Here is a 20,160-nt window from a genome sequence, read left to right on the forward strand (position 1 = left end):
GGGAATATAGAGCTGCGAACGCCGCTGCACCTTGCCTCAGTATTTTTTGCCGCGCAACTCTTCCATGCGTTCGTTGAAGTACTTTTCTACGGTGTAGCGCTCGGAGAGCACCACTTCGCGGCGGGGGTGCAAAAACAGCGGCAGAGAAATGCGGGATTTGGTTGCACCTTCGCCGGTGGGGTTGAGCACCCGGTGCACGGTGCTGGGGTAGTAGCCGCCGGAGGCTTCGGCCAGCATGTCGCCGATGTTGACGATCAGCAGACCAAAGTCACAGGGCACATCGTGCCAAGCCTGGTCCTTGCCCAAGACCTGCAGGCCGGGCTCGGTAGCCGCCGGCAGGATGGTCAACAGGTTAATGTCACCATGGGCTGCAGCGCGCACTGCACCGGGCTCTTCGTCGCCACGCAGGGGCGGGTAATGCAGCACGCGGAGCAGGGTGTGGTCGCTGCCCTCAATCATGGCCGGCAGGGGCATCGAATAGCGCGCCTTCACATCTGCGGGGGAGTTTTCTTCCACCCAGTTGAGTAGGGTGGCGGCCAGGCTGGCGCCTTCAGCGTAGTAGCGTTGGGCAGCATCACTCACTTCAGCGGGGTAACGGCCCCAGGGGTAGATGTGAAAGAACTCTTTCAAATCCTTTTTGGTGAAGTTCTTGGCCGTTTCTGACACGCTGGGCGAGAAATAACCGTCATGCTTGACCGGGTCGTTGGGGTACTTCGCCTTGGCCTCGGTTTTGAAAAAGCCCAGCCATTCGGCATAGATGCTTTCCACCAGTTCCTGGCTCAGGGGGTGGTTCTTCAGGACGCCGAAGCCGGTCTCGTGCAGGCTTTTGCAAAACTCCTGAGGAGCGGTGGGGCTGGTGAAGTCAACGACGGGTAAGTGCATGACAGTTTCTCGCGCAATCAGATCGGTTGAGCAGGCGTTTACAGCCAGTTGGACATCAGGGTGGATTCGATGAGTTGCAGGGCTTCGTCAGCCCTGAGCTGCAAGCAGGCGTGGGTGTCGGGCACCTCATCGCCCCAACCGGGTTGGGGGTAGAAGATGTCCTTGCGGCGCATCATGGTCTGGCCGTTGGCGGGGCCGTCAAGCGCCACGCGGATGCGGCCGGTCTGGATTTCAAACAGTTCGGGGTTGGTGAGCGCCACAAAGGCCAGCACGTCATGACCGAAACAGCCGTGGATTTTGGCCACATGCGGGTAAATGCCGCTGTAGAAGTCCGCGTAGAAGCTCACAGCATGGTGCAGGGTGTCGGTCGCGACGTGCTTGTGGTGGTCTGCCACTTTTTTGAACAGGGCCAAGGGCACGATCAGCTGGTGGGTCACATCCAAACCCACCATGGTGAGCTTCCATCCGGCGGTGAAAACAAAGTCGGCGGAGTGCGGGTCGTTCCAGATATTGGCTTCCGCCACTGGGGACACGTTGCCCGGCTCCACGATGGTGCCGCCCATGATGATGACTTCTTGCAGCAACTGGGGCAGCTTGGGCTCCAGCTTCAGCGCGGTGGCCAGATTGCCCAAGGGGCCAACAGCGACCAGGGTGATTTCACCGGGGTGGGCGCGGGCCATGTCCACAATGAATTGCGCGGACGGGCGGGGGTCCAGCACACTGGTAGTTGCCACGCGGGAGGGCAGGTTGCCCAAGCCATCGCCACCATGGATGAAGTCAGGAGGTGTGCCGGGCGCCTTGAGCCAAGGGGTCTTGACGCCGAGGGTGACGGGGATTTTTCTGCCGGCAATCTCTGTCAGGTACAGCCCGTTGGTGGCTGCTTGCTCCACGGTGACGTTGCCGAAGGTGGTAGTGATACCCACGACATCGATGCCGGGGTGAGCCAGTGCGTAGTAAAGCGCCATGGCGTCATCGACACCGGGGTCGGTGTCATAGATGACTTTGCGGGCTGCGAATGCGGAGGAGTTGGTGCTCATGGGGTGACTCTTTACAAAAAGCAAAAATGTTAGAGATTCAGTTCAGTCCGCAGAAGGTGCGCAATGCCTGTGCCTCTTCTGCGCTGGTCGGGGGCGTGGATGCCAAGAGGGCTTCGACCTCCGTGGTTTCAGGAATGCTGGATTGGGCGCCCCAGCGGGTGCACGCAATGGCGCTGGCGGCGCTGGCAAAGCGCAGGGCGTCGGCCAGTGGCTGACCTTGGCTGAGCGCGGCGACCAGGCTGCCACAGAAGGTGTCTCCGGCACCCGTAGTGTCCACCGGTGAAATGGGGAATGCGCTTTGGACTGCGAATGCACCGTTGTGGCGCGCGCAACTGCCGCGGTGCCCCAAAGTGACCACTACGTTAGGCACCGCCACACGGGCCAGGCAGTCGGCAATACTGCCTTCATGACCCGACACCACGGCCAGTTCACCTTCGTTGACTACCAGTACATCTACATGGGCCAACAGCTCTGGGGGCAAAGCGCGGGCGGGTGCTGCGTTCAAAACGACCTGCACCCCTTGGGCGCGCGCGGCACGGGCGAATGCCGTGACCGTGTCTAAAGGGGTTTCGAGCTGCAGCAAAAGGTGAGTGAAGCCCGCCAAAGATGGCAAATGGTCCGGGCGTAACTCCACGTTCGCGCCGGGAGCCACCGTAATGGCGTTTTCCGCATCGTCCGAGACGCAGATAAAGGCGGTCCCGGTAGGGTGATCGGGGGTGCGCACGATGTGCATCTGTACGCCAGCAGACTGGAGGGAGTTTTCAAGCGGGGTCGCAAACGCGTCTTGCCCCAAGCCGAGCAGCATGTGGGTGATGGCCCCGCCCGCCCGAGCGCTGGCCACTGCTTGGTTGGCGCCTTTGCCTCCGGGGAAGGTTTGGAAATCTCTTCCGAGTACGGTTTCGCCCGGGGCGGGAATGTGATGGGCGCGGACCACAAAGTCCAGATTGGCAGAGCCAGCCACAAGTATCATCAACAGCACTCTCTGATTGCGAAACCGTCTATTTTGACGCTGAATTTGCAAGCCCCGGATAAGTTCTTTGATATAGACCCTAATGACTTCTGCTGCGCCTGATGTTCTTTGCCCTGTCACCGTCGTCGGGGGCGCCAACATGGATATCAGTGCCAAAGCGGGCAGCGTCATGAGCGCGGGTGACTCTACGCCTGGCGCCATTCATTACTCACCTGGGGGCGTTGGCCGCAATATGGCCGAGAATCTTGCGCGCTTGGGTATTTCCGTCGACCTGGTGTCAGTAGTCGGTCATGACGCCTTCGGCAAACAACTGCTCGCCAGCACCGTCGCGGCGGGAGTAGGGGTTTCATCCGTGGTAACGGTGCCAGGCCAACGCACTGCAACCTACCTGGCCATGCACCAGCCAGACGGCGAGGTGGCCATGGCCGTGAATGACATGGGCATTCTGGAAAGCCTGACACCGTCAGCGTGCGCCCTTGCGCCGGCGCTGGAAAACACCGGGGCTTGGCTGCTCCTCGATTGCAATTTGCCGGAGGCGACGATCGCTCACCTTCTGCGCCTTGGCCGCAAGGTGGCAGTGGATGGGGTATCTGTCGCCAAGTGCAGGCGCATTGCCCAGGCGCTGCCATCCATTCACTTGCTCAAACTCAATCACATGGAAGCAGCAGCCCTGAGCGGTCTCCCTGTGGGTACCCCTGAGCAATGCATCGCGGCGGTTCAACATTTCCTCGATTCGGGCGTTGAGCGGGTGCTTGTCAGTTTTGGTGCATCCGGCTCGGCTTGGGGGCAGCGTGGGGAGGGGCCAGTATTCCGGCCATCACGCCGCGTTCCAGTGGTAAGCAGTACGGGAGCAGGGGACGCATTGTTATCCGGGTTAGTGGCTTCCCTGGTGCGTGGGTCACCGATGAAAGATGCGGTGGATTACGGTGTGGCCTGCGCAGAGCTCACACTATCAAGTACATTCGCCAACTCTCCGGAATTGACACATGCCGCCGTGCGGCAGCAAATGGGCCTACCAGCATGACTTTGAATCCCTATTTAGACATCGCACCCGAAGTGCGCCACGCCCTTGACAACGGGACTCCCGTGGTGGCGTTGGAGTCGACCATCATTTCTCACGGCATGCCGTACCCGCAAAACGTAAAGACCGCATTGATGGTGGAGGCCGAGGTTCGTTCGCATGGCGCGATCCCGGCCACTATTGCTATCGTGAATGGCCGGCTTAAAGCAGGCCTGTCTGAAGCAGATATCGAGCAACTGGGCCGTAGCGGGCGCGAGGTGGTGAAGGTAAGCCGCCGTGATGTGCCGTTTATTGTGGCTGCCGGCGCCACGGGAGCGACCACTGTGGCATCCACCATGATCATCGCGGCGATGGCCGGCATTCGCGTGTTCGCCACAGGTGGCATCGGCGGTGTACACCGTGGCGCTCAAGAAAGTTTTGACGTGTCTGCAGACTTGCAGGAACTGGCTCGCACGCCGGTCGCCGTGGTATGTGCCGGTGCCAAGTCCATCCTGGATTTGCGCTTGACTCTGGAATATCTGGAGACCCATGGTGTGCCCGTCGTGGGCTACCAAACCTCGTCGCTGCCAGCCTTCTTCACACGCGATAGCGCGTTCCAAGTGGATTACCGCTTGGATACTCCCTCCGCAATTGCCCATGTACTGCACGCCAAGTGGAGTATGGGTCTGGACGGTGGCATGGTAATTGCGAACCCCATCCCTCCTGAATTTGCCATGCCGCGGGATGCGATTGACGCAGCTATTGAGCAGGCGCTTGCGGAAGCCAAGGCACAAGGCGTGGGTGGCAAAGAGTCCACTCCGTTTTTGTTGGCACGGGTCTGCGAGTTGACCGGCGGGGACAGTCTGGCGTCCAACATCCAGTTGGTGCTGAACAATGCCCGATTGGCGAGCGCGATCGGGACATCGTTGTTGGAGGCGGAGCGCAAAACTTTGTAAACCGCCTGCATGGAAACCGGTTAAGAGGTGTATAACAATTGAGTTATATACGGAGAAGCCCTGATGCAGACACTGGAGTCCGCTGTGATTCTTGAACTACAGTGTGGCGTTGTCTGCGGTAAGCGACAAATGGGTGGAAAAGACGGCATTCCTGCCGTTGAATGGTTGGTAAAACTGATTTTTTAACTTGATTGAGAACTGAGAGAAGCTATGAACGTTAAATCTCCTGTACGCATGACACTGTTGGCCGCTACCTTGGCCGCCAGTTTCCAGGCTATCGCGGCAGACCCTGCCGTTGTGTTCGACATGGGCGGCAAGTTCGACAAGTCTTTCAACGAAGCGGCTTACAACGGTATCGAAAAGTGGAAAAAGGAAACAGGCAAGAAGTACCTGTCTTTCGAAATCACCAACGAGTCCCAGCGCGAGCAGGCCATCCGCCGCATGGCAGAGCGTGGCGCCAGCCCCATCATCGGCATTGGTTTCGGCCAGGCTTCCAGCATTGAAAAAGTGGCCAAGGAATTCCCCAAGCTGCAATTCGCCATCATTGACGACAAGGTGGATCAACCCAACGTGCAGTCGGTGGTGTTCAAAGAACAAGAAGGAAGCTTCTTGGTCGGAGCTATTGCTGCCATGGCCAGCAAGACCGGCAAGGTCGGTTTCGTTGGCGGCATGGACATTCCCTTGATCCGCAAGTTTGAGTGCGGCTACAAACAAGGTGCTCTTTGGGCCAACCCGAAAGCTGAGATGATTGGCAACATGACTGGCACCACAGGTGCAGCATGGAACGACCCGGCACGCGGCGGTGAATTGGCCAAAGCCCAGTTCTCACAAGGCGTGGACGTGGTGTTTGCGGCTGCCGGCGGTACCGGTATTGGTGTGTATCAAGCGGCCAAAGACAGCGGCAAGCTGGCGATCGGCGTGGACAGCAACCAGAACCACATCCAGCCCGGCACCATGCTGACATCCATGCTCAAGCGTGTAGACACTGCCGTGTACAACGTTGCAAAGGGTCATAAGCCCGGTGTAACGGTGCTTGGTCTGAAAGAAGATGGCGTCGGATACGCTGTGGATGCCAACAACGCCAAGTTGATCACACCCGAAATCAAAAAGAAGGTGGAAGCTGCCAAGGCTGACATCATCAGCGGCAAGATCAAGGTTGCAGACTTCATGGCAGACAACGCCTGCAAACTGTGATCTGACGGACTGTGGGCCTGCAGCTGTCATGCTCGCAGGTGCCAGTCCGGGTTCGATTTCAAAGCCCGCGGTGCTTGCACGTGCCGTGGGCTTTTCGCTTCAATGCAAGCGCCTCTTGAGGAGCAGGATTTGAGTGTAGAGAGCACAACGCCAACGGCATCGACGCCACCGGCGATACATATGCAGGGAATCAACAAGCGTTTCGGCGCAGTTGCTGCCAATGCAGATGTGGATTTGCGTGTGGCCGCCGGTACGGTGCACGGGATCGTGGGCGAGAACGGCGCGGGCAAGAGCACCCTGATGTCCATTTTGTACGGCTTTTATCAGGCCGATAGCGGCATAATTGAGGTGCAAGGACAGCGCGTGATCATTCGCAATGCGGATGACGCCATTGCGCAGGGAATCGGCATGGTCCACCAGCACTTCATGCTCGTAGACACTTTGACGGCCTTGGAAAACGTCATGCTCGGTGCCGAGCCTCATTGGCTGCTCCAAAAGGCGGATGCCTCAGTGCGCAGCAAGCTGGATACCTTGATGCAGGCCACGGGTTTGCAAGTGCAGCTGGATAGTCTGGTTGCTGACCTGCCAGTGGGTGACCGGCAGCGACTGGAGATTCTCAAGGCCTTGTACCGCGGCGCCAAAATTCTGATTCTGGATGAGCCCACTGCGGTGCTGACTCCGCAGGAAACCGAGCATTTGTTCAAGGTGTTGCGGGTGCTCCGCAGCCAGGGAACCACCATTTTGCTGATCACCCACAAGCTTAAGGAAGTGATGGGTTTGTGTGACAACGTGACCGTCATGCGCGGTGGACGGGTAGTTCAGGAATTGCCGATTGCGCATGCCTCGGTTGAAAGTTTGGCTGAAGCCATGGTGGGCCGTAAGGTACACATGGGGCGGATGGAGGGCGAAGCCCGCAAGGCTGGCGATACGTTGCTGTCCGTGCGCAATGTGGTGGTGAAAGACGCTCTGCAGGTCGTGCGCCTTCATGGTCTGAACCTGGACTTGCGTGCCGGCGAAATTGTGGGTGTTGCTGGGGTGTCCGGCAATGGGCAGAGCGAGTTACTGGATGTGCTTTCAGGGTTGCTGACGCCAGATTCCGGCAGTTTGGCGCTGGGTGCGGCCCAGTTTGAGGCGCCCCGATGGCTGGATCCCCAAAAGGCACGTGAGCTGGGCCTGGCCCATGTGCCGGAAGACCGCCACGCGCGTGCCATGGTGATGGACTTCGTGGCCTGGGAATCTGCAGTGCTGGGCTACGATGGCCTGCCGGAGTACTCCAGCGGCGGCTGGATGTCGCATGCCGGCATGCGCAAAGCCACTGCGGCGTTGATGGAGCGCTTTGATGTGCGTCCACGCGACCCTGAGCTCAAGAGCAGCAAATTCTCCGGTGGCAATCAGCAGAAGCTGGTGCTTGCGCGCGAACTGGGGCAGGCGCCGAAAGTCTTGTTGGTCGGTCAACCCACGCGTGGGGTGGACATCGGTGCGATTGAATTCATATATTCCCAGCTGCGGGCCATGCGCGATGCCGGCTGCGCAGTGCTGGTGGTTTCGAGCGAACTGGACGAAATCCTGGCGCTATCAGACAGAGTGATTGTGATGAACCAAGGTCGGGTGACGGGTGAGTTGGCCATTGAAGATTGCACCGAGGCAGGTATCGGCCTCTTGATGACGGGAGGCCCGCAATGAACGCCAATTACACCTTGCCGCGTTGGGCGGATCTGGTGCTTTTGCCTGCGGTGTGTCTTGCCGTGGCTTTGTTGGCTGCGGCAGGCGTGGTCGCTTTGGTGGGACAGGATCCTGCGGAAGTACTCTCGGTGCTGGTCAACGGCGCTTTCGGCAGCCAGCGGGGTATCAGCTATACCTTGTACTACGCCACGACATTCATTTTCACCGGCCTCGCGGTCGCAGTGGCTTTCCACGGTGGCTTGTTCAACATTGGTGGGGAGGGGCAGGCCATTCTGGGAGGCCTGGGCACCGGTTTGGTTGCCCTGTGGCTATCAAATAGCCTTCCGGCTTGGGCCATGTTGCCTTTGATGCTGGTGAGCGGTGCGTTATTCGGTGCGGCGTGGGCTGCGGTACCCGCTTATCTGCAAGCCTATCGCGGCAGTCACGTGGTGATCACGACCATCATGTTCAACTTTATCGCCAGCAGCTTGCTGGTTTATTTGTTGGTGAATGTGTTGCGGCCCGCCGGTTCCATGGCGGTGGAGACAGCGGCTTTTGCTGCTTCCGCCAAATTGCCCAGCATGCAGGATGCTCTCGCTGCTATGGGTATTGAGTGGGACGCTTCCCCTCTCAACACCAGCCTGATTCTGGCTCTGCTGGCCTCACTGGCGGTCTATCTGTTCCTCTGGCGTACGCGCGCTGGTTACCGCTTGCGGGCCGTCGGTTCCAGCCAAAGCGCTGCCGAGTATGCCGGCATCAACGTACGGCACCAGATCGTCATTGCCATGGCGATTTCCGGGGCGCTGGCAGGCATGGTGGGTATGAACGAGATTGCGGGTGTCAACGGCAAGCTGCTGTTGGAGTTCGTCAGCGGCGCAGGCTTTACCGGCATCGCAGTGGCCTTGATGGGGCGTAACCATCCGGTAGGGATAATTTTTGCCAGCGTGCTGTTCGGGGCCTTGTTCCAGGGCGGCGCGGAAGTGGCGTTCGAAGTACCGGGCTTCAGCCGGGAGATGGTGGTCATGTTGCAGGGCTTTATTGTGTTGTTCTCGGGCGCCATGGTGTACGTCATCGCACCGGTTCTGGCTTGGGTTTTGGGCAAGATCTCGGTGAAAGGCGTGAAGTCGGGGGTGCAACATGGATGAGGCATTGTTTGCGGCCATGTTGGCCTCTACCCTGCGGGTGTCCACGCCGCTGATCTTGTGCGCTTTGGCTGGCATGTTCTCTGAGCGCTCCGGTGTGGTGGACATTGGACTGGAAGGCAAGATGCTGTTCGCAGCATTTGCAGCCGGTGCAGCCGGTGCAGCGTACCAGTCCACCACCTTGGCTTTATTGCTGGGCGTCATGGTGGCTGTCGTTTTGTCCTGGATGCACGGGTTGGCCTGCGTCAGCCACAAGGGTGATCAGGTGGTCTCGGGCGTGGCGATCAACATCATCGTGGCCGGGATGACCGTCGTATTGGGAATTGCCTGGTTTGCACAAGGTGGACAGACACCGCCTGTGAGTACCGAGGTGCGCATCAAGGCTATGTTTCCGGGCTTGCAAGAGGCGCTTGCCCAAGTTCCGTTTATAGGTCGCGTAGTGGGGGAGGGCTTGCTGAGCCATAACGCACTGGTGTACCTAGCGCTGGCGCTGGTGCCCGTGTCATGGTGGGTGTTGTTCCGCACTCGCTTCGGTTTGCGCCTGCGTGCGGTCGGCGAGAACCCGCAAATGGTGGACGCCGCCGGAGTCTCGGTCACCGGGCTTCGTTATGCGGCATTAACCATCAACGGTGTGCTCTGCGGACTTGCGGGTAGTTATCTCGTGTTGGCTCAAAGCGCCAACTTCTCAGCCAATATGACGGCAGGGCGTGGATTCATGGCATTGGCGGCGCTGATTTTCGGTCGCTGGCATCCGGTCGGGGCGTTCTGGGCATGTTTGTTGTTTGGATTCCTTGATGCGGCCGCGATCCGTCTGCAAGGTGTTCAGATCAGCGGCTTGGGAGAGGTTCCTGTGCAGCTGATTCAAGCCTTGCCCTATTTGTTGACAGTGATTCTGTTGGCAGGTTTCATTGGCAAGGCAGTGGCACCTCAAGCCTTGGGCCGTCCTTACTCCAAGGAGCGTTGAGGCCTTCGCGGGTTCCGATTCGACATGGCAATCACAGTCTGGGTCAAAGTGGTGGGTTTCAGCGATGCCGAGCGGCATTCGCTGAACACCATCTTCCGGGTGTCGCGTGCCGACGGGCCGAATTACGTGCTTTGGAAGCCGGAAGACGCCGCATCACCCAATGTGGCGGTGATTGATGTGGACAGCTATGAAGCCGGTCTGGACTTGGTGTCTCCGGGATTTAACCCGCACCTGAAAATGATTGCCGTCGGCGATTCAGCTCCCCTCGGTGCGTGGCGTGCGTTGCAACGACCTGTCGACTGGGCGGCGCTGGTGCAGATGCTGGACGAATTATTCGCTAGCTCCCAGGAAGTCGATATAGACATTTTTGCGGAGGCGCCACCCCCGCAAGCCCTTACACCGCCGGGTATCCGTTGTGCCTTGTTTGTAGGCATTCCGCTCGTTGGGGCGTATTACCTTCGCACACGCTTGGCCTTGGCCGGCCTGTTGGTCGTGGACGAGGTGAAATCCCTTGAGGACTGCGCGGACCGCCTGTCCAAGCGTCGCTATGACCTCGCCATCGTGTACGTGGATCCGGTCACCCAAGATCCTTGGCGATATGCAAAATATTTTCAGGATCTCCCTGAGCCGTTGCCCAATGTCATCGGGGTGATGCCTAGCCCTGATTGGAAGTCGGTGCGGTTATCAGAGAGCATGGGGTGTTCGGCCTTGTTGGAAGTGCCCTTCAATCCCCAGCAGGTTCTCACTGCGTTTCAGAAGGTCTGAGGTCTCGGGCTCAGCCCTAGGTGCTATCACTCTCCACTTCGCGTACAGCGCGGCGTTTTCGTAGACGCTGAGAGTCCATGGAGCGGGCCAAACTTGATTCGACAGGCCAAGGCTCGCCGCAGATTCGGGCCGCGATCAGCTCCGCCCCCAATGCGGAGAAGGTGAGTCCACGGGCCCCCATGCCCACCTGCATCCACAAACCATTGCGCCCCTGCGCATCCACGGGACCGGCCAGCGGCAAGCGATCGTGCGTGACACAGCGTGTGCCCGACCAGCTGTCGGGTCCCCCGCCGTGGAACTGAGGGGCCAAGGCATCGGCTACGTCTGGTAACAGCACATGCAGCCGGGCCAGGTTGTTGGTATGTTGCTCCGACAATGGTGCGATTCGATGCAAGCCCATGGTTGCGGCAGTGGGTTCTGCGTCGGGCTCGAAGCTGGAGCCGGCCAGCCAGAAGGATGAATCCCCCCTTTGCTGAATCGAGATAAAGCATCCATTGCCGTTGTGCGGCAGGGTGCCCCACGCACGGGCTACTTCTGTCGGCACCGTTCCCAAGCTGGCGGTGCCATGCACGGCTTGCAGATCGCCCAGTGTGAGGGGTAGGGTCGCTGCTCTGTGGGGTGCCATCTCAGAGGCGATGAGCATGGCTCGTGCACCATAGGCATTGGCAAACACCACCATGTCCGCATCCAAAAGCTTGTCGCCTGCTGCATCCAATAGCGACCAATTGGTGTCTTGATGTTTCAAATGATGAACGTCGGCGCCATATCGCACCGTGATGCATGGATGGGCGAGCCACGCATCTACCAAAGCACGGGGCTTGATCCAGCCTGCATGGGTATGCGACCGGTCAGGCCCTTCACTGAACCGGTGCTCCAAGACTCCACTCATGGCCCAGTCTGCACCGTGGCTTAGCAGCTCTTCTGCGTGTTGAAGCATCAGGCGGGCACCAACCCGAGACAAACGCGAGCGTGGACTGTCATCCGCCGAGATGTGAGGCACAACCAAACCTGCGGGTAGGCCCGATGCACCGGCTGCCGGATGTGCCGCTTTGTCCAGTACCGTCACTCGCCAACCCCGGCGCGCCAAGGCGTACGCCACACTGGAGCCGGAAATGCCGGCACCGACCACGCAACAGTGCGAGCTGGACGAAGAACGCAACTTCGCCACTGGCGGCTCTTTGGCGCCCAGTTTCCAAGGCGGGTCAAAAGTCGCCCGAAGAGCGTTCGATGTGGGTGTTGCCGCGATCTGCACAAAGCCCGCTTCTTGCAGCCAGGCAGTATTCGGCCCCTCGGGTAGGTCGGCGATCAATGTTGCGCCACGGCTACAGAGACGCGCCAGTGCCTTGGCGGTCCATTTGTCCCACCCCAGATGGAGGGCATCCACCCAAAGGGTGTCGGCAAACAGGTGGTGGTCTGCAAAGAAGGCTTTGCTATCGCCGATGCACAGAGTCAGTGAGATCTGACCTTTTTCAAGGAGCAGCCGGTGAATGCCCCGCGCCCGGTCTGATGCCGCTTTGTGAAGCGCCTGATAGTCATCGGATGTACTGAGAGAGGGCTTCGAAAAATACTGCTCGTAGTCCTCAAGGCTGATGTGACCCACGTAGTGCAGCATGGTCGGCCGCTGCGGATCCGCCTGCCAAGCCAGCCAGGTGGCCATGAAGCGATGTCCGGCTCCAAAAGAGGTGTCCAGAACCGACCAGGCCCTTCGCTCCGCCCAAGCGGCGGGCAGGCCACTGGTCTGAAGCAGCGCAGACGCTGGGGCGTGCATCTGCATCGCGGGCTGCCTGTCAGGCGCTGGGGGGAACGTAGCCTTGTGCAGCGTCTGCACCGTCGCCGAAGAAGTGGTTTTCCATCTGGCGGGCGAGGTACTGGCGTGCGCGTGCATCGGCCAGGTTCAGACGGTTTTCATTGACCAGCATGGTTTGGTGCTTCAGCCAGGCTGCCCAGGCTTCCTTGCTCACACTTTCCCAGATGCGTTTGCCCAGCTCACCGGGGTAGGGCGCAAAATCCAAGCCTTCAGCCTCTTTGCCCAGCTTGATACAGTTAACGGTGCGTGCCATGGGGAAACCTCATCGATGGTGTGAAAACGAAAGGCCGAATCTTATTCGCTTTGAACTCACCCACGGCGATTGCGGGAACTTCAGCGCCTAAGATGGCACCAAAATGCATAAAGCCAGCGCCCACCGCGGGCTGGGCTCAACCCACAAGGACACAATTTTGAATTTGGTTTACAGCTGGATGGACAACGCGCCCCGCCGCGCGTTCGGAATGGTGGTACTGGCCTGTGTGGCCATGCTGGTGTTTGGTCTGTATCTGCAACATGTGGTCGGCCTGGAGCCTTGTCCCATGTGCATCGTGCAGCGATATGCTCTCATTTTGGTAGCTGTTTGCGCAGCGCTGACGAGCGCTAGCAACCGAAAAGGCTTGCATGTCACAGGTGGGGCACTCATGGTTGTACTCGCAGTGGCTGGTGCCTATGTGGCGGCTCGTCAGAGCTGGCTGCAGTGGTACCCACCCGAGGTGGTGTCCTGCGGGCGCGACCTCTACGGCATGATCGAGACCTTCCCTCTCAAGCGCGCATTGCCCATGATATTCCGGGGTGGGGGCGACTGCAGCAAGGTGGATTGGACCTTCCTGGGTGGCACGATCGCCAACTGGTCCTTCGTGTGCTTCAGCGTCTTTGCCGTGTTCGGGAGTCTGATGGTCTGGCGCAGCGCCCGCAAGCGCTGATTCGGGAATCCGGCCGCGCTGGCGGCCGGCAATGAGTCCAGACGCTCTCAGCTCAGCTTCTTGACCAGCACTTGGCTCTTGCGGTCCCAGTTGTATTTGCGTTTGCGCGCCTCGGGCAGCCAGTCCGGGTCCACCTGCACAAAACCGCGCTTGATGAACCAGTGCATGGTGCGGGTGGTCAGCACAAAAATGCTGTCCAGCCCGGCTGCCTTGGCGCGCTGCTCCACGCGCTTCAACACGCGCTCCCCATCGCCCTGACCCTGCACATCGGGGGACACGGTGAGCGCCGCCATCTCGGCCGTTTTGGCTTCCGGGTAGGGGTAGAGCGCCGCGCAGGCGAAGATCACGCCATCGTGCTCGATGATGGTGTAGTTGCCGGCGTCCCGCTCGATCTCGGTGCGGCTGCGCTTGACCAGCGTACCATCCTTCTCGAAAGGCTCGATCAGTTGCAGGATGCCGCCCACGTCTTCCTCGGTGGCCTCGCGAAGTTCTTCGAGCTTTTCATCGACCACCATGGTGCCGATACCGTCGTGTACATACACCTCCAGCAGGATCGCACCATCCACCGCGAACGGGATGATGTGGCTGCGCTCCACGCCGTTTTTGCAGGCCTTCACGCAATGCTGCAAATAGAAGGTGGTGTCCGTGGGCAAGTTGGCGGTAGGCAGCTCTTTGAGCAACTTTTCTGCGGCGGCCAGCGGCAGCTCGGTGTCAATCGGGTTGTCTTCGCTGGCGGGAAGCGTCGGGTCCATGCGGATGCCGGGCACCTCGGTCAAAAAGATGAGCTTGTCCGCCTGCAAGGCGGTGGCCACACTGGTCGCCACTTCTTCCATGGTCAGGTTAAAGGCCTCGCCGGTGGGGGAAAAACCAAAAGGGGACAGCAGCACCATGGCGCCCATGTCCAGCGTTTTGGTGATGCCGGCAATGTCCACCTTGCGCACCAGACCGCTGTGCTGGAAGTCCACACCATCCACAATGCCCACCGGGCGCGCGGTGATGAAGTTGCCAGAAATAACCCGCACCGTGGAGTCCGCCATGGGTGTATTGGGCAATCCTTGACTGAAAGCAGCCTCAATTTCGTAACGCAGCTGGCCGGCAGCCTCCTGCGCGCAGTCCAGCGCCACTTCGTCAGTAATACGGATACCGTGGCTGTATTTGGGGGTGTGGCCCTTGGCCAAAAGCTGCTCATTGACCTGCGGCCGGAAGCCGTGCACCAACACAATCTTCACGCCCATGCTCTGGATCATGGCCAGGTCCTGGGCCAAGTGGGGCAGCTTGCCCGCCGCAATCGCTTCACCGGCAATGCCCACCACAAAGGTCTGGTTGCGGAACTTGTGGATGTAAGGCGCAACCGAACGGAACCAGGGCACAAAGGTGAAGTTGAAGACAGAGGTCATTGAGGGGCGGGGGAGGCCGGTAAGGGTTTGTCAGGACTGGGATAATCCGCAATTCTCTACGAAGACCACGCCTTGACTGCCAGCCCCTTGCAAATCGAATTCCCAGAGTCGCTCCCGGTGTCGGGCAAACGCGACGAAATCATGGACGCCATTGCGGCGCACCAAGTGGTTATCGTCTGCGGGGAGACCGGCTCCGGCAAAACCACCCAGCTGCCCAAAATCGCGCTCGCCATGGGGCGCGGTAGGCTGAACTACCCCGAGGGTCAGCGCGGCAAGCTCATCGGCCACACCCAGCCCCGCCGCATTGCGGCCAGCAGCGTGGCCAAGCGCATCGCCGAAGAGTTGAAAACGCCACTGGGCGATGTGGTGGGCTACAAAGTGCGTTTCAACGACCGGCTGGGCAAGGACGCCTCGGTCAAGTTGATGACGGACGGTATTTTGCTGGCCGAGACGCAGACAGACCCGCTGCTCAACGCTTACGACACCATCATCATCGACGAGGCGCACGAGCGCTCGCTCAACATCGACTTCCTGCTGGGCTATTTGCGCCAGATCCTGCCGCGCCGCCCGGACCTGAAGATCATCGTCACCTCGGCCACGATCGATGCGCAGCGCTTTGCGGATCACTTCAAGTCATCCAAAGGCCCTGCGCCGGTGATTTTTGTGTCCGGCCGCATGTTCCCGGTGGAGCAGCGCTACCGCCCGTTTGAAGAAAGCCGCGAGTACGACCTGAATGACGCGATTGCCGATGGCGTCGATGAGCTTTGGCGCGACCCGCACAACCAAGGCGACATCCTGGTCTTCTTGCCCGGCGAGCGCGAAATCCGCGAGGCGGCGGATCACCTGCGTAAACACCTGAGCCACCAGCCGGTCATGCGCAATGCAGAAGTGCTGCCCTTGTTTGCCCGCCTGAGCCCGGCCGAGCAGGACCGCATTTTTGACGGCCACACCGGCCGTCGCATCGTGCTGGCCACCAACGTAGCTGAAACTTCGCTCACGGTGCCAGGCACCCGATACGTCATTGACGCAGGCACAGCACGCGTGAAGCGCTACAGTTTCCGTAGCAAAGTGGAGCAGCTGCTGGTAGAGCCCATCAGCCAGGCAGCAGCCAACCAGCGCGCCGGCCGTTGCGGGCGCGTGGCCAACGGCATTTGCATACGCCTGTACGACCAGAAAGACTTTGACGGCCGGCCACGGTTCACTGATCCGGAAATTTTGCGATCGTCATTGGCAGGAGTGATCCTGCGCATGAAGTCGCTGCATCTGGGCATCGTGGAAGATTTCCCCTTTTTGGAACGTCCCAGTGGACGTGCCATTGCCGATGGTTACCAGCTGCTCAATGAGTTGGGGGCGGTGGATGATGCGAATGAACTGACGCCTTTGGGCCAGGAGCTCAGCAGATTGCCGCTGGACCCGCGCGTAGGCCGCATGCTGCTGGAAGCCCGTGGCCGCGAATCCTTGGACGAAGCACTGGTCATTGCCAGCGCCTTGAGCGTGCAAGACGTGCGCGATCGGCCCATGGAGGCGCAGCAACAGGCTGACCAGGCACACCAGAAATTTGACGATGAAAAAAGCGAGTTCACCGGCTACCTGAAGCTATGGAAATGGATTCACGATGCCAGAGGCGGTTCGCCAGTCCACCCGGGAGTTGAGGCGGCTGGGCATTCTGCGCAGGTCAAGGAGGAGCCCGCAAAGCGGGCGGGGGACACGGAGCAGAAGGTCCGGGCGCCTCAGCTCCCAGCGCGCGCCCAAGGATCTGCGCAGGCAGCAACCCACAAACTCACCAATCGCCAATACGAACAACTCCTGCGCCAAAACTTCGTCAACATCCGCCGTGTGCGCGAGTGGAAAGACATCTACACCCAGCTCCACACCGTGGTGGCCGAGCACAAATGGCGCCTTAACACCAAGCCCGCCAGCTATGAGCAGCTGCACCTCTCCATGCTGTCCGGCCTGCTGGGCAATGTGGGCTGCAAGCTCGAAGAAGGCCAGAACGGCGAATACCTGGGCGCGCGCAGCATCAAGTTCTTTGCCCACCCCGGCGCCCACCTGACCAAGAAGCCAGGCAAATGGATCGTCGCAAGCGAGCTGGTGGAAACCACGCGCCTGTTCGGCCGGGGCATCGCTGCCATAGAGCCCCAATGGCTGGAGCAAGTAGGCGGCCATCTGCTCAAGAAACAGCTGCTGGACCCGCACTGGGAAAAGAAAGCCGCCGAGGTCGTGGCGCTGGAGCGGGCCACGCTCTACGGCATCGTGGTCTACAGCGGCCGGCGCGTGAACTACAGCCGTGTGGACATGGCCGGTGCGCGGGAAATCTTTATCCGCGAAGCGCTGGTGGGCAAAGAATGGGAAACCACGCTGCCTTTCTTGGCCGCCAACCACAAGCTCATCAAACAAGTCGAAGAACTCGAGCACAAAGCCCGCCGCCAGGACGTGCTGGTAGATGACGAGCTGATCTACGCCTTTTACGATCAGCAGCTGCCCGCTGATGTATGCAGCGGCTACAGCCTGGAGCGCTGGTACCGCGAGGAAGTCAAAAAGCAACCCAACCTGCTCAAGCTCACCCGCGAAGAGCTGATGCGTCACGAGGCGGCAGGCATTACTACCGCGTCCTTCCCCAAAACCATCCGTTTGGGTGGCGTGGACTGTGCTGCAACTTACCTGCATGAACCCGGCGATGCCCGTGACGGCTTGACTGTGACCGTGCCCTTGTTTGTGCTGAACCAGGTGAACGAAGAGCGCTGCGAATGGTTGGTGCCCGGCATGCTCAAGGACAAGGTGCAGGCGCTTCTCAAGACCCTGCACCAGCGCCCCCGCAGCCGCCTGGTGCCGCTGCCCGACACCGCCGCCAAGTTCGCCGAAGCCCTGAATGCGCCCGAAAAGTTTGGTACTGGCGGCTTGGTGGAAGCCGCGCTTAAGCTGGTGCGGGAAGCAACCTCGCTGGACATTGTGAAAGCTGACATCAAGGTCGACATGCTCAGCCCGCACTTCTTCATGAACTTCCGCGTGGTGGACGAACACGGCCGCCAACTCGGCCATGGCCGCAACCTGGGCGCGTTGAAGGCCGAACTGGGCAGCCAAGCACGGGGCGCATTCCAAGCACTGGCCAGCTTGAAGCTGGCCCAAAACCAGTCCGCGAGCACAGAAGCCAGTGCAACGCCAGGAGCTGGTTTGACCGGGCGTCCTGCGCAGGTCAAGGAGGAGCCCGCAAAGCGGGCGGGGCAAATTGACATGAGGGAGCAGAACGCTCAGTCATTTCGCGCCTCAGCGCCCGCCAACAATGCGCAAGCAGCTACAAAAAACGTAGCAAATGCCAACACGCACAAAAACAGCGCCCAAAGCATCCTGGATGGCCGCTTTACCGCCTGGACCTTCGGCGAACTCCCCGAGCTGCTGGAAATCCGCAAAGGCGGCCAAACGCTGATCGGCTTCCCCGCACTCATAGACGCCAGTGATGCGGTGACCGTGGAAGTGTTTGACGAACCCGAAGTAGCCGCCGCCAAGCACCGCGCCGGACTGCGCCGCCTGTTTGCCATCCAGATCAAGGACGCGCTCAAGTACCTGGAAAAAAACATCCCGGACCTGCAAAAAATGGCCGTGAGCTATATGAACGTGGGGAAGGCCGATAACGGCAGCGGTGGGGGAACGGTGGAAGAGCTGCGCGAGCAGATCATCGCCGTGGCGCTGGACCGAGCCTTCCTGCTGGACCCGCTGCCCACCGACGAATTCGCCTTCAAGCGACGTATCGACGAAGGGCGCGGCCGCCTTACCCTGATCGCCAACGAAGTGGCCCGTATGGCGAGCGTGATCCTGCTGGAGTACGCCACCGCTGCCCGCAAGATCAAGGACACCAAAAACGCGCCGGATGCCACCAGTGACGCCCAGCAGCAGATCAACCGCCTGATCCCCAAGAAGTTTTTGCAGGTGACGCCCTGGGACCGCCTGCAGCACCTGGCCCGCTACCTCAAGGCCATCACGCTGAGGCTGGACAAGTACCGTGCCGACCCGGCCCGTGACGCAGCCCGCCTGACCGAACTGCGCCCGCAGGAGCAACGCTACTGGCGGCTGGTGGCGGAACGCAAAGGCGCGGTGGATGAGCGCATGCAGGAGTTTCGCTGGTTGTTGGAAGAGCTGCGCGTCAGCTTCTTCGCCCAGGAGCTGCGCACACCCCAACCGGTGAGCGTGAAGCGACTGGACAAGGCCTGGGCGCAGATCCAGAGCTGACTTGGCTCAATCCCGATCCCTTGGGTTTAGCCCTCGGGCGGCAGCAACATGGCAATGCGCTCGCTGATGGAATCCGCGCGTTCATGACCGGCGATGTCTTCCACGGCGCTGATCATGTCGCGCGCGGCGGCCAACATGGATTCGCGGTCTTTGGCGTTGCGCAGCGCTTCGCGGAACGCTTCGGCGCGCTGCGGGTCACGCCGCACAAACATGCGCTCGCAGATGTCGAACAGAAACATCCGAGTCGTTGCCAGCGAGCGCTTGCCCTCGAAGTTGTCGGCCGACACGGCGGGGGTGACAACTTCGGTCAGCAAGGGGGCAGGGGGGCGCAGCAGGCGTGGTTTCTGGAATGGGTGCTGGTTTGCTGGCAGGTTTGGCGGATGCTGTCCGGACAGCAGGTTCCTGCGGTGGAACCAGATAGCCGCTGTGCATCAGGTGCGTGGCCAGCCGCAGGGCCTCGCCACCAAAGAGGTGGTTCACCGTCTCCACGGTATTTCGGCCGTCCGCAAGAATGAGTAGGGCACGTTCGCGCTGACCCAGGGTGCGGTTGCCGATTTGCAATTCCGTCCGCGCTTTGTCGGTTTTCAGTAGTTGCATGGTTCTTCTCCAACGAAGGGCGCATTACAGCCAACTTCAATGACAAGGCGGTGAAGCTTGCCTTTGCAGCGACCTGATTTAGCGGGGGAGTACACGCAACAAGCGGCCCTGCGGGTGGTCAGTCAGCAGATAGAGCCAACTGTCCGGTCCCTGGCGGACGTCGCGCACCCGTTCGCCCAGCGACTGCAGGTGTTGGGTTTCCCGGACCACAGTGCCGGCGAAAGGTGCGCTGAGCTCCAGGCGGGCGAGATACCCGAACTTGAGGGAGCCCACGACCAGGTTGCCAACCCAGTCTTTCCCATAGCGCTGGCTGGATACGAAGGCCATGCCGGACGGGGCGATAGATGGCGTCCAGTAGTGCAAGGGCTGTTCCATGCCCGCTTGGGTGGTAATGCCGGCGCCGATTTTTCCACCACCGTAGTTTTCGCCATAGGTAATCACCGGCCAACCGTAATTGCGACCGGGTGCTATCAGGTTGATTTCGTCACCGCCTTGGGGGCCGTGCTCTATCTCGGGGTGATCTCGGTTTAGGTGCTATTTGTAGCGGTTTAAGTCAAGGGTAAACCCTGATTCTGCAGATCGCTCTAAGCCACCGCCTATGGGCCGGGCTTCAACCCATTGGCGAATGCGAAGACCCGCT

16 protein-coding genes and 1 pseudogene are annotated in these 20,160 nt (G+C 60.1%); 9 read left to right on the forward strand and 8 right to left on the reverse strand.

Annotated elements, in window-relative coordinates:
• Positions 1–36: 36 nt before the first annotated feature.
• The 3 genes from ACOAP0_RS19135 to ACOAP0_RS19145 are packed head-to-tail and all read right to left on the reverse strand — an operon-like array spanning position 37 to position 2,889.
• Positions 37–882, reverse strand: a complete 846-nt coding sequence (locus ACOAP0_RS19135; protein ID WP_498377725.1) for a 2OG-Fe(II) oxygenase family protein — start codon at positions 880–882, stop codon at positions 37–39.
• A gap of 38 nt (positions 883–920) precedes the next feature.
• The gene (locus tag ACOAP0_RS19140; protein WP_498377726.1) at positions 921–1,919 is read right to left on the reverse strand and encodes a nucleoside hydrolase; all 999 of its coding nucleotides are present in this window, start codon (positions 1,917–1,919) and stop codon (positions 921–923) included.
• Between the two features lie 37 nt (positions 1,920–1,956).
• Positions 1,957–2,889, reverse strand: coding sequence for a ribokinase (locus tag ACOAP0_RS19145; protein WP_498377810.1), 933 nt, complete (start codon positions 2,887–2,889; stop codon positions 1,957–1,959).
• 82 nt (positions 2,890–2,971) lie between these two features.
• Between ACOAP0_RS19145 and ACOAP0_RS19150 the strand changes: the two genes are divergently transcribed.
• From ACOAP0_RS19150 to ACOAP0_RS19180, 7 genes are all read left to right on the forward strand, one after another.
• Positions 2,972–3,913: a carbohydrate kinase family protein gene (locus ACOAP0_RS19150; protein WP_498377727.1), complete on the forward strand. Its 942-nt coding sequence runs from the start codon at positions 2,972–2,974 to the stop codon at positions 3,911–3,913.
• Positions 3,910–4,845: a pseudouridine-5'-phosphate glycosidase gene (locus tag ACOAP0_RS19155; protein ID WP_498377728.1), complete on the forward strand. Its 936-nt coding sequence runs from the start codon at positions 3,910–3,912 to the stop codon at positions 4,843–4,845. Before ACOAP0_RS19150 ends, ACOAP0_RS19155 begins: the two co-directional genes overlap by 4 nt.
• Before the next feature lie 210 nt (positions 4,846–5,055).
• The gene (locus ACOAP0_RS19160) at positions 5,056–6,039 is read left to right on the forward strand and encodes a BMP family lipoprotein (RefSeq protein WP_498377729.1); all 984 of its coding nucleotides are present in this window, start codon (positions 5,056–5,058) and stop codon (positions 6,037–6,039) included.
• A gap of 180 nt (positions 6,040–6,219) precedes the next feature.
• Complete coding sequence (locus ACOAP0_RS19165) at positions 6,220–7,722, forward strand: ABC transporter ATP-binding protein (RefSeq protein WP_498377730.1); 1,503 nt, start codon at positions 6,220–6,222, stop codon at positions 7,720–7,722.
• Positions 7,719–8,846: an ABC transporter permease gene (locus ACOAP0_RS19170; protein ID WP_313866487.1), complete on the forward strand. Its 1,128-nt coding sequence runs from the start codon at positions 7,719–7,721 to the stop codon at positions 8,844–8,846. Before ACOAP0_RS19165 ends, ACOAP0_RS19170 begins: the two co-directional genes overlap by 4 nt.
• Complete coding sequence (locus ACOAP0_RS19175; RefSeq protein WP_498391506.1) at positions 8,839–9,807, forward strand: ABC transporter permease; 969 nt, start codon at positions 8,839–8,841, stop codon at positions 9,805–9,807. The genes ACOAP0_RS19170 and ACOAP0_RS19175 overlap by 8 nt, the downstream gene beginning before the upstream one ends.
• 24 nt (positions 9,808–9,831) lie before the next feature.
• Positions 9,832–10,572: a hypothetical protein gene (locus ACOAP0_RS19180; RefSeq protein ID WP_498377732.1), complete on the forward strand. Its 741-nt coding sequence runs from the start codon at positions 9,832–9,834 to the stop codon at positions 10,570–10,572.
• A 16-nt stretch (positions 10,573–10,588) separates the two neighbouring features.
• On the opposite strand, the gene ACOAP0_RS19185 is transcribed toward ACOAP0_RS19180, so the two are convergent.
• Together ACOAP0_RS19185 and ACOAP0_RS19190 are read right to left on the reverse strand one after the other, a co-directional pair.
• The gene (locus ACOAP0_RS19185; RefSeq protein ID WP_498377733.1) at positions 10,589–12,346 is read right to left on the reverse strand and encodes an FAD-dependent oxidoreductase; all 1,758 of its coding nucleotides are present in this window, start codon (positions 12,344–12,346) and stop codon (positions 10,589–10,591) included.
• A 13-nt stretch (positions 12,347–12,359) separates the two neighbouring features.
• Entirely contained in the window at positions 12,360–12,632 is a 273-nt protein-coding gene (locus tag ACOAP0_RS19190; RefSeq protein WP_087493783.1) for an oxidative damage protection protein, read from the reverse strand.
• Positions 12,633–12,795: 163 nt separating this feature from the next.
• Between ACOAP0_RS19190 and ACOAP0_RS19195 the strand changes: the two genes are divergently transcribed.
• Positions 12,796–13,302 (forward strand): disulfide bond formation protein B, encoded by a 507-nt coding sequence (locus ACOAP0_RS19195; protein ID WP_498377812.1) that lies wholly within the window; start codon positions 12,796–12,798, stop codon positions 13,300–13,302.
• Positions 13,303–13,349: 47 nt separating this feature from the next.
• Here ACOAP0_RS19195 and argA read toward each other — a convergent pair whose 3' ends face one another.
• Positions 13,350–14,699, reverse strand: coding sequence for an amino-acid N-acetyltransferase (gene argA, locus ACOAP0_RS19200; protein ID WP_313866490.1), 1,350 nt, complete (start codon positions 14,697–14,699; stop codon positions 13,350–13,352).
• Between the two features lie 72 nt (positions 14,700–14,771).
• On the opposite strand from argA, the gene hrpA reads away from it, so the two are divergent.
• Complete coding sequence (gene hrpA, locus ACOAP0_RS19205) at positions 14,772–18,923, forward strand: ATP-dependent RNA helicase HrpA (RefSeq protein ID WP_498377734.1); 4,152 nt, start codon at positions 14,772–14,774, stop codon at positions 18,921–18,923.
• 26 nt (positions 18,924–18,949) lie between these two features.
• On the opposite strand, the gene ACOAP0_RS19210 is transcribed toward hrpA, so the two are convergent.
• The gene (locus ACOAP0_RS19210) at positions 18,950–19,237 is read right to left on the reverse strand and encodes a hypothetical protein (protein WP_498377735.1); all 288 of its coding nucleotides are present in this window, start codon (positions 19,235–19,237) and stop codon (positions 18,950–18,952) included.
• A gap of 361 nt (positions 19,238–19,598) precedes the next feature.
• Positions 19,599–20,027 (reverse strand): annotated as a pseudogene (locus ACOAP0_RS19215) (PQQ-dependent sugar dehydrogenase); the annotation flags it as partial.
• Between the last annotated feature and the right edge of the window lie 133 nt (positions 20,028–20,160).

This window comes from Curvibacter sp. Hmag1.1 (genome assembly GCF_059769165.1).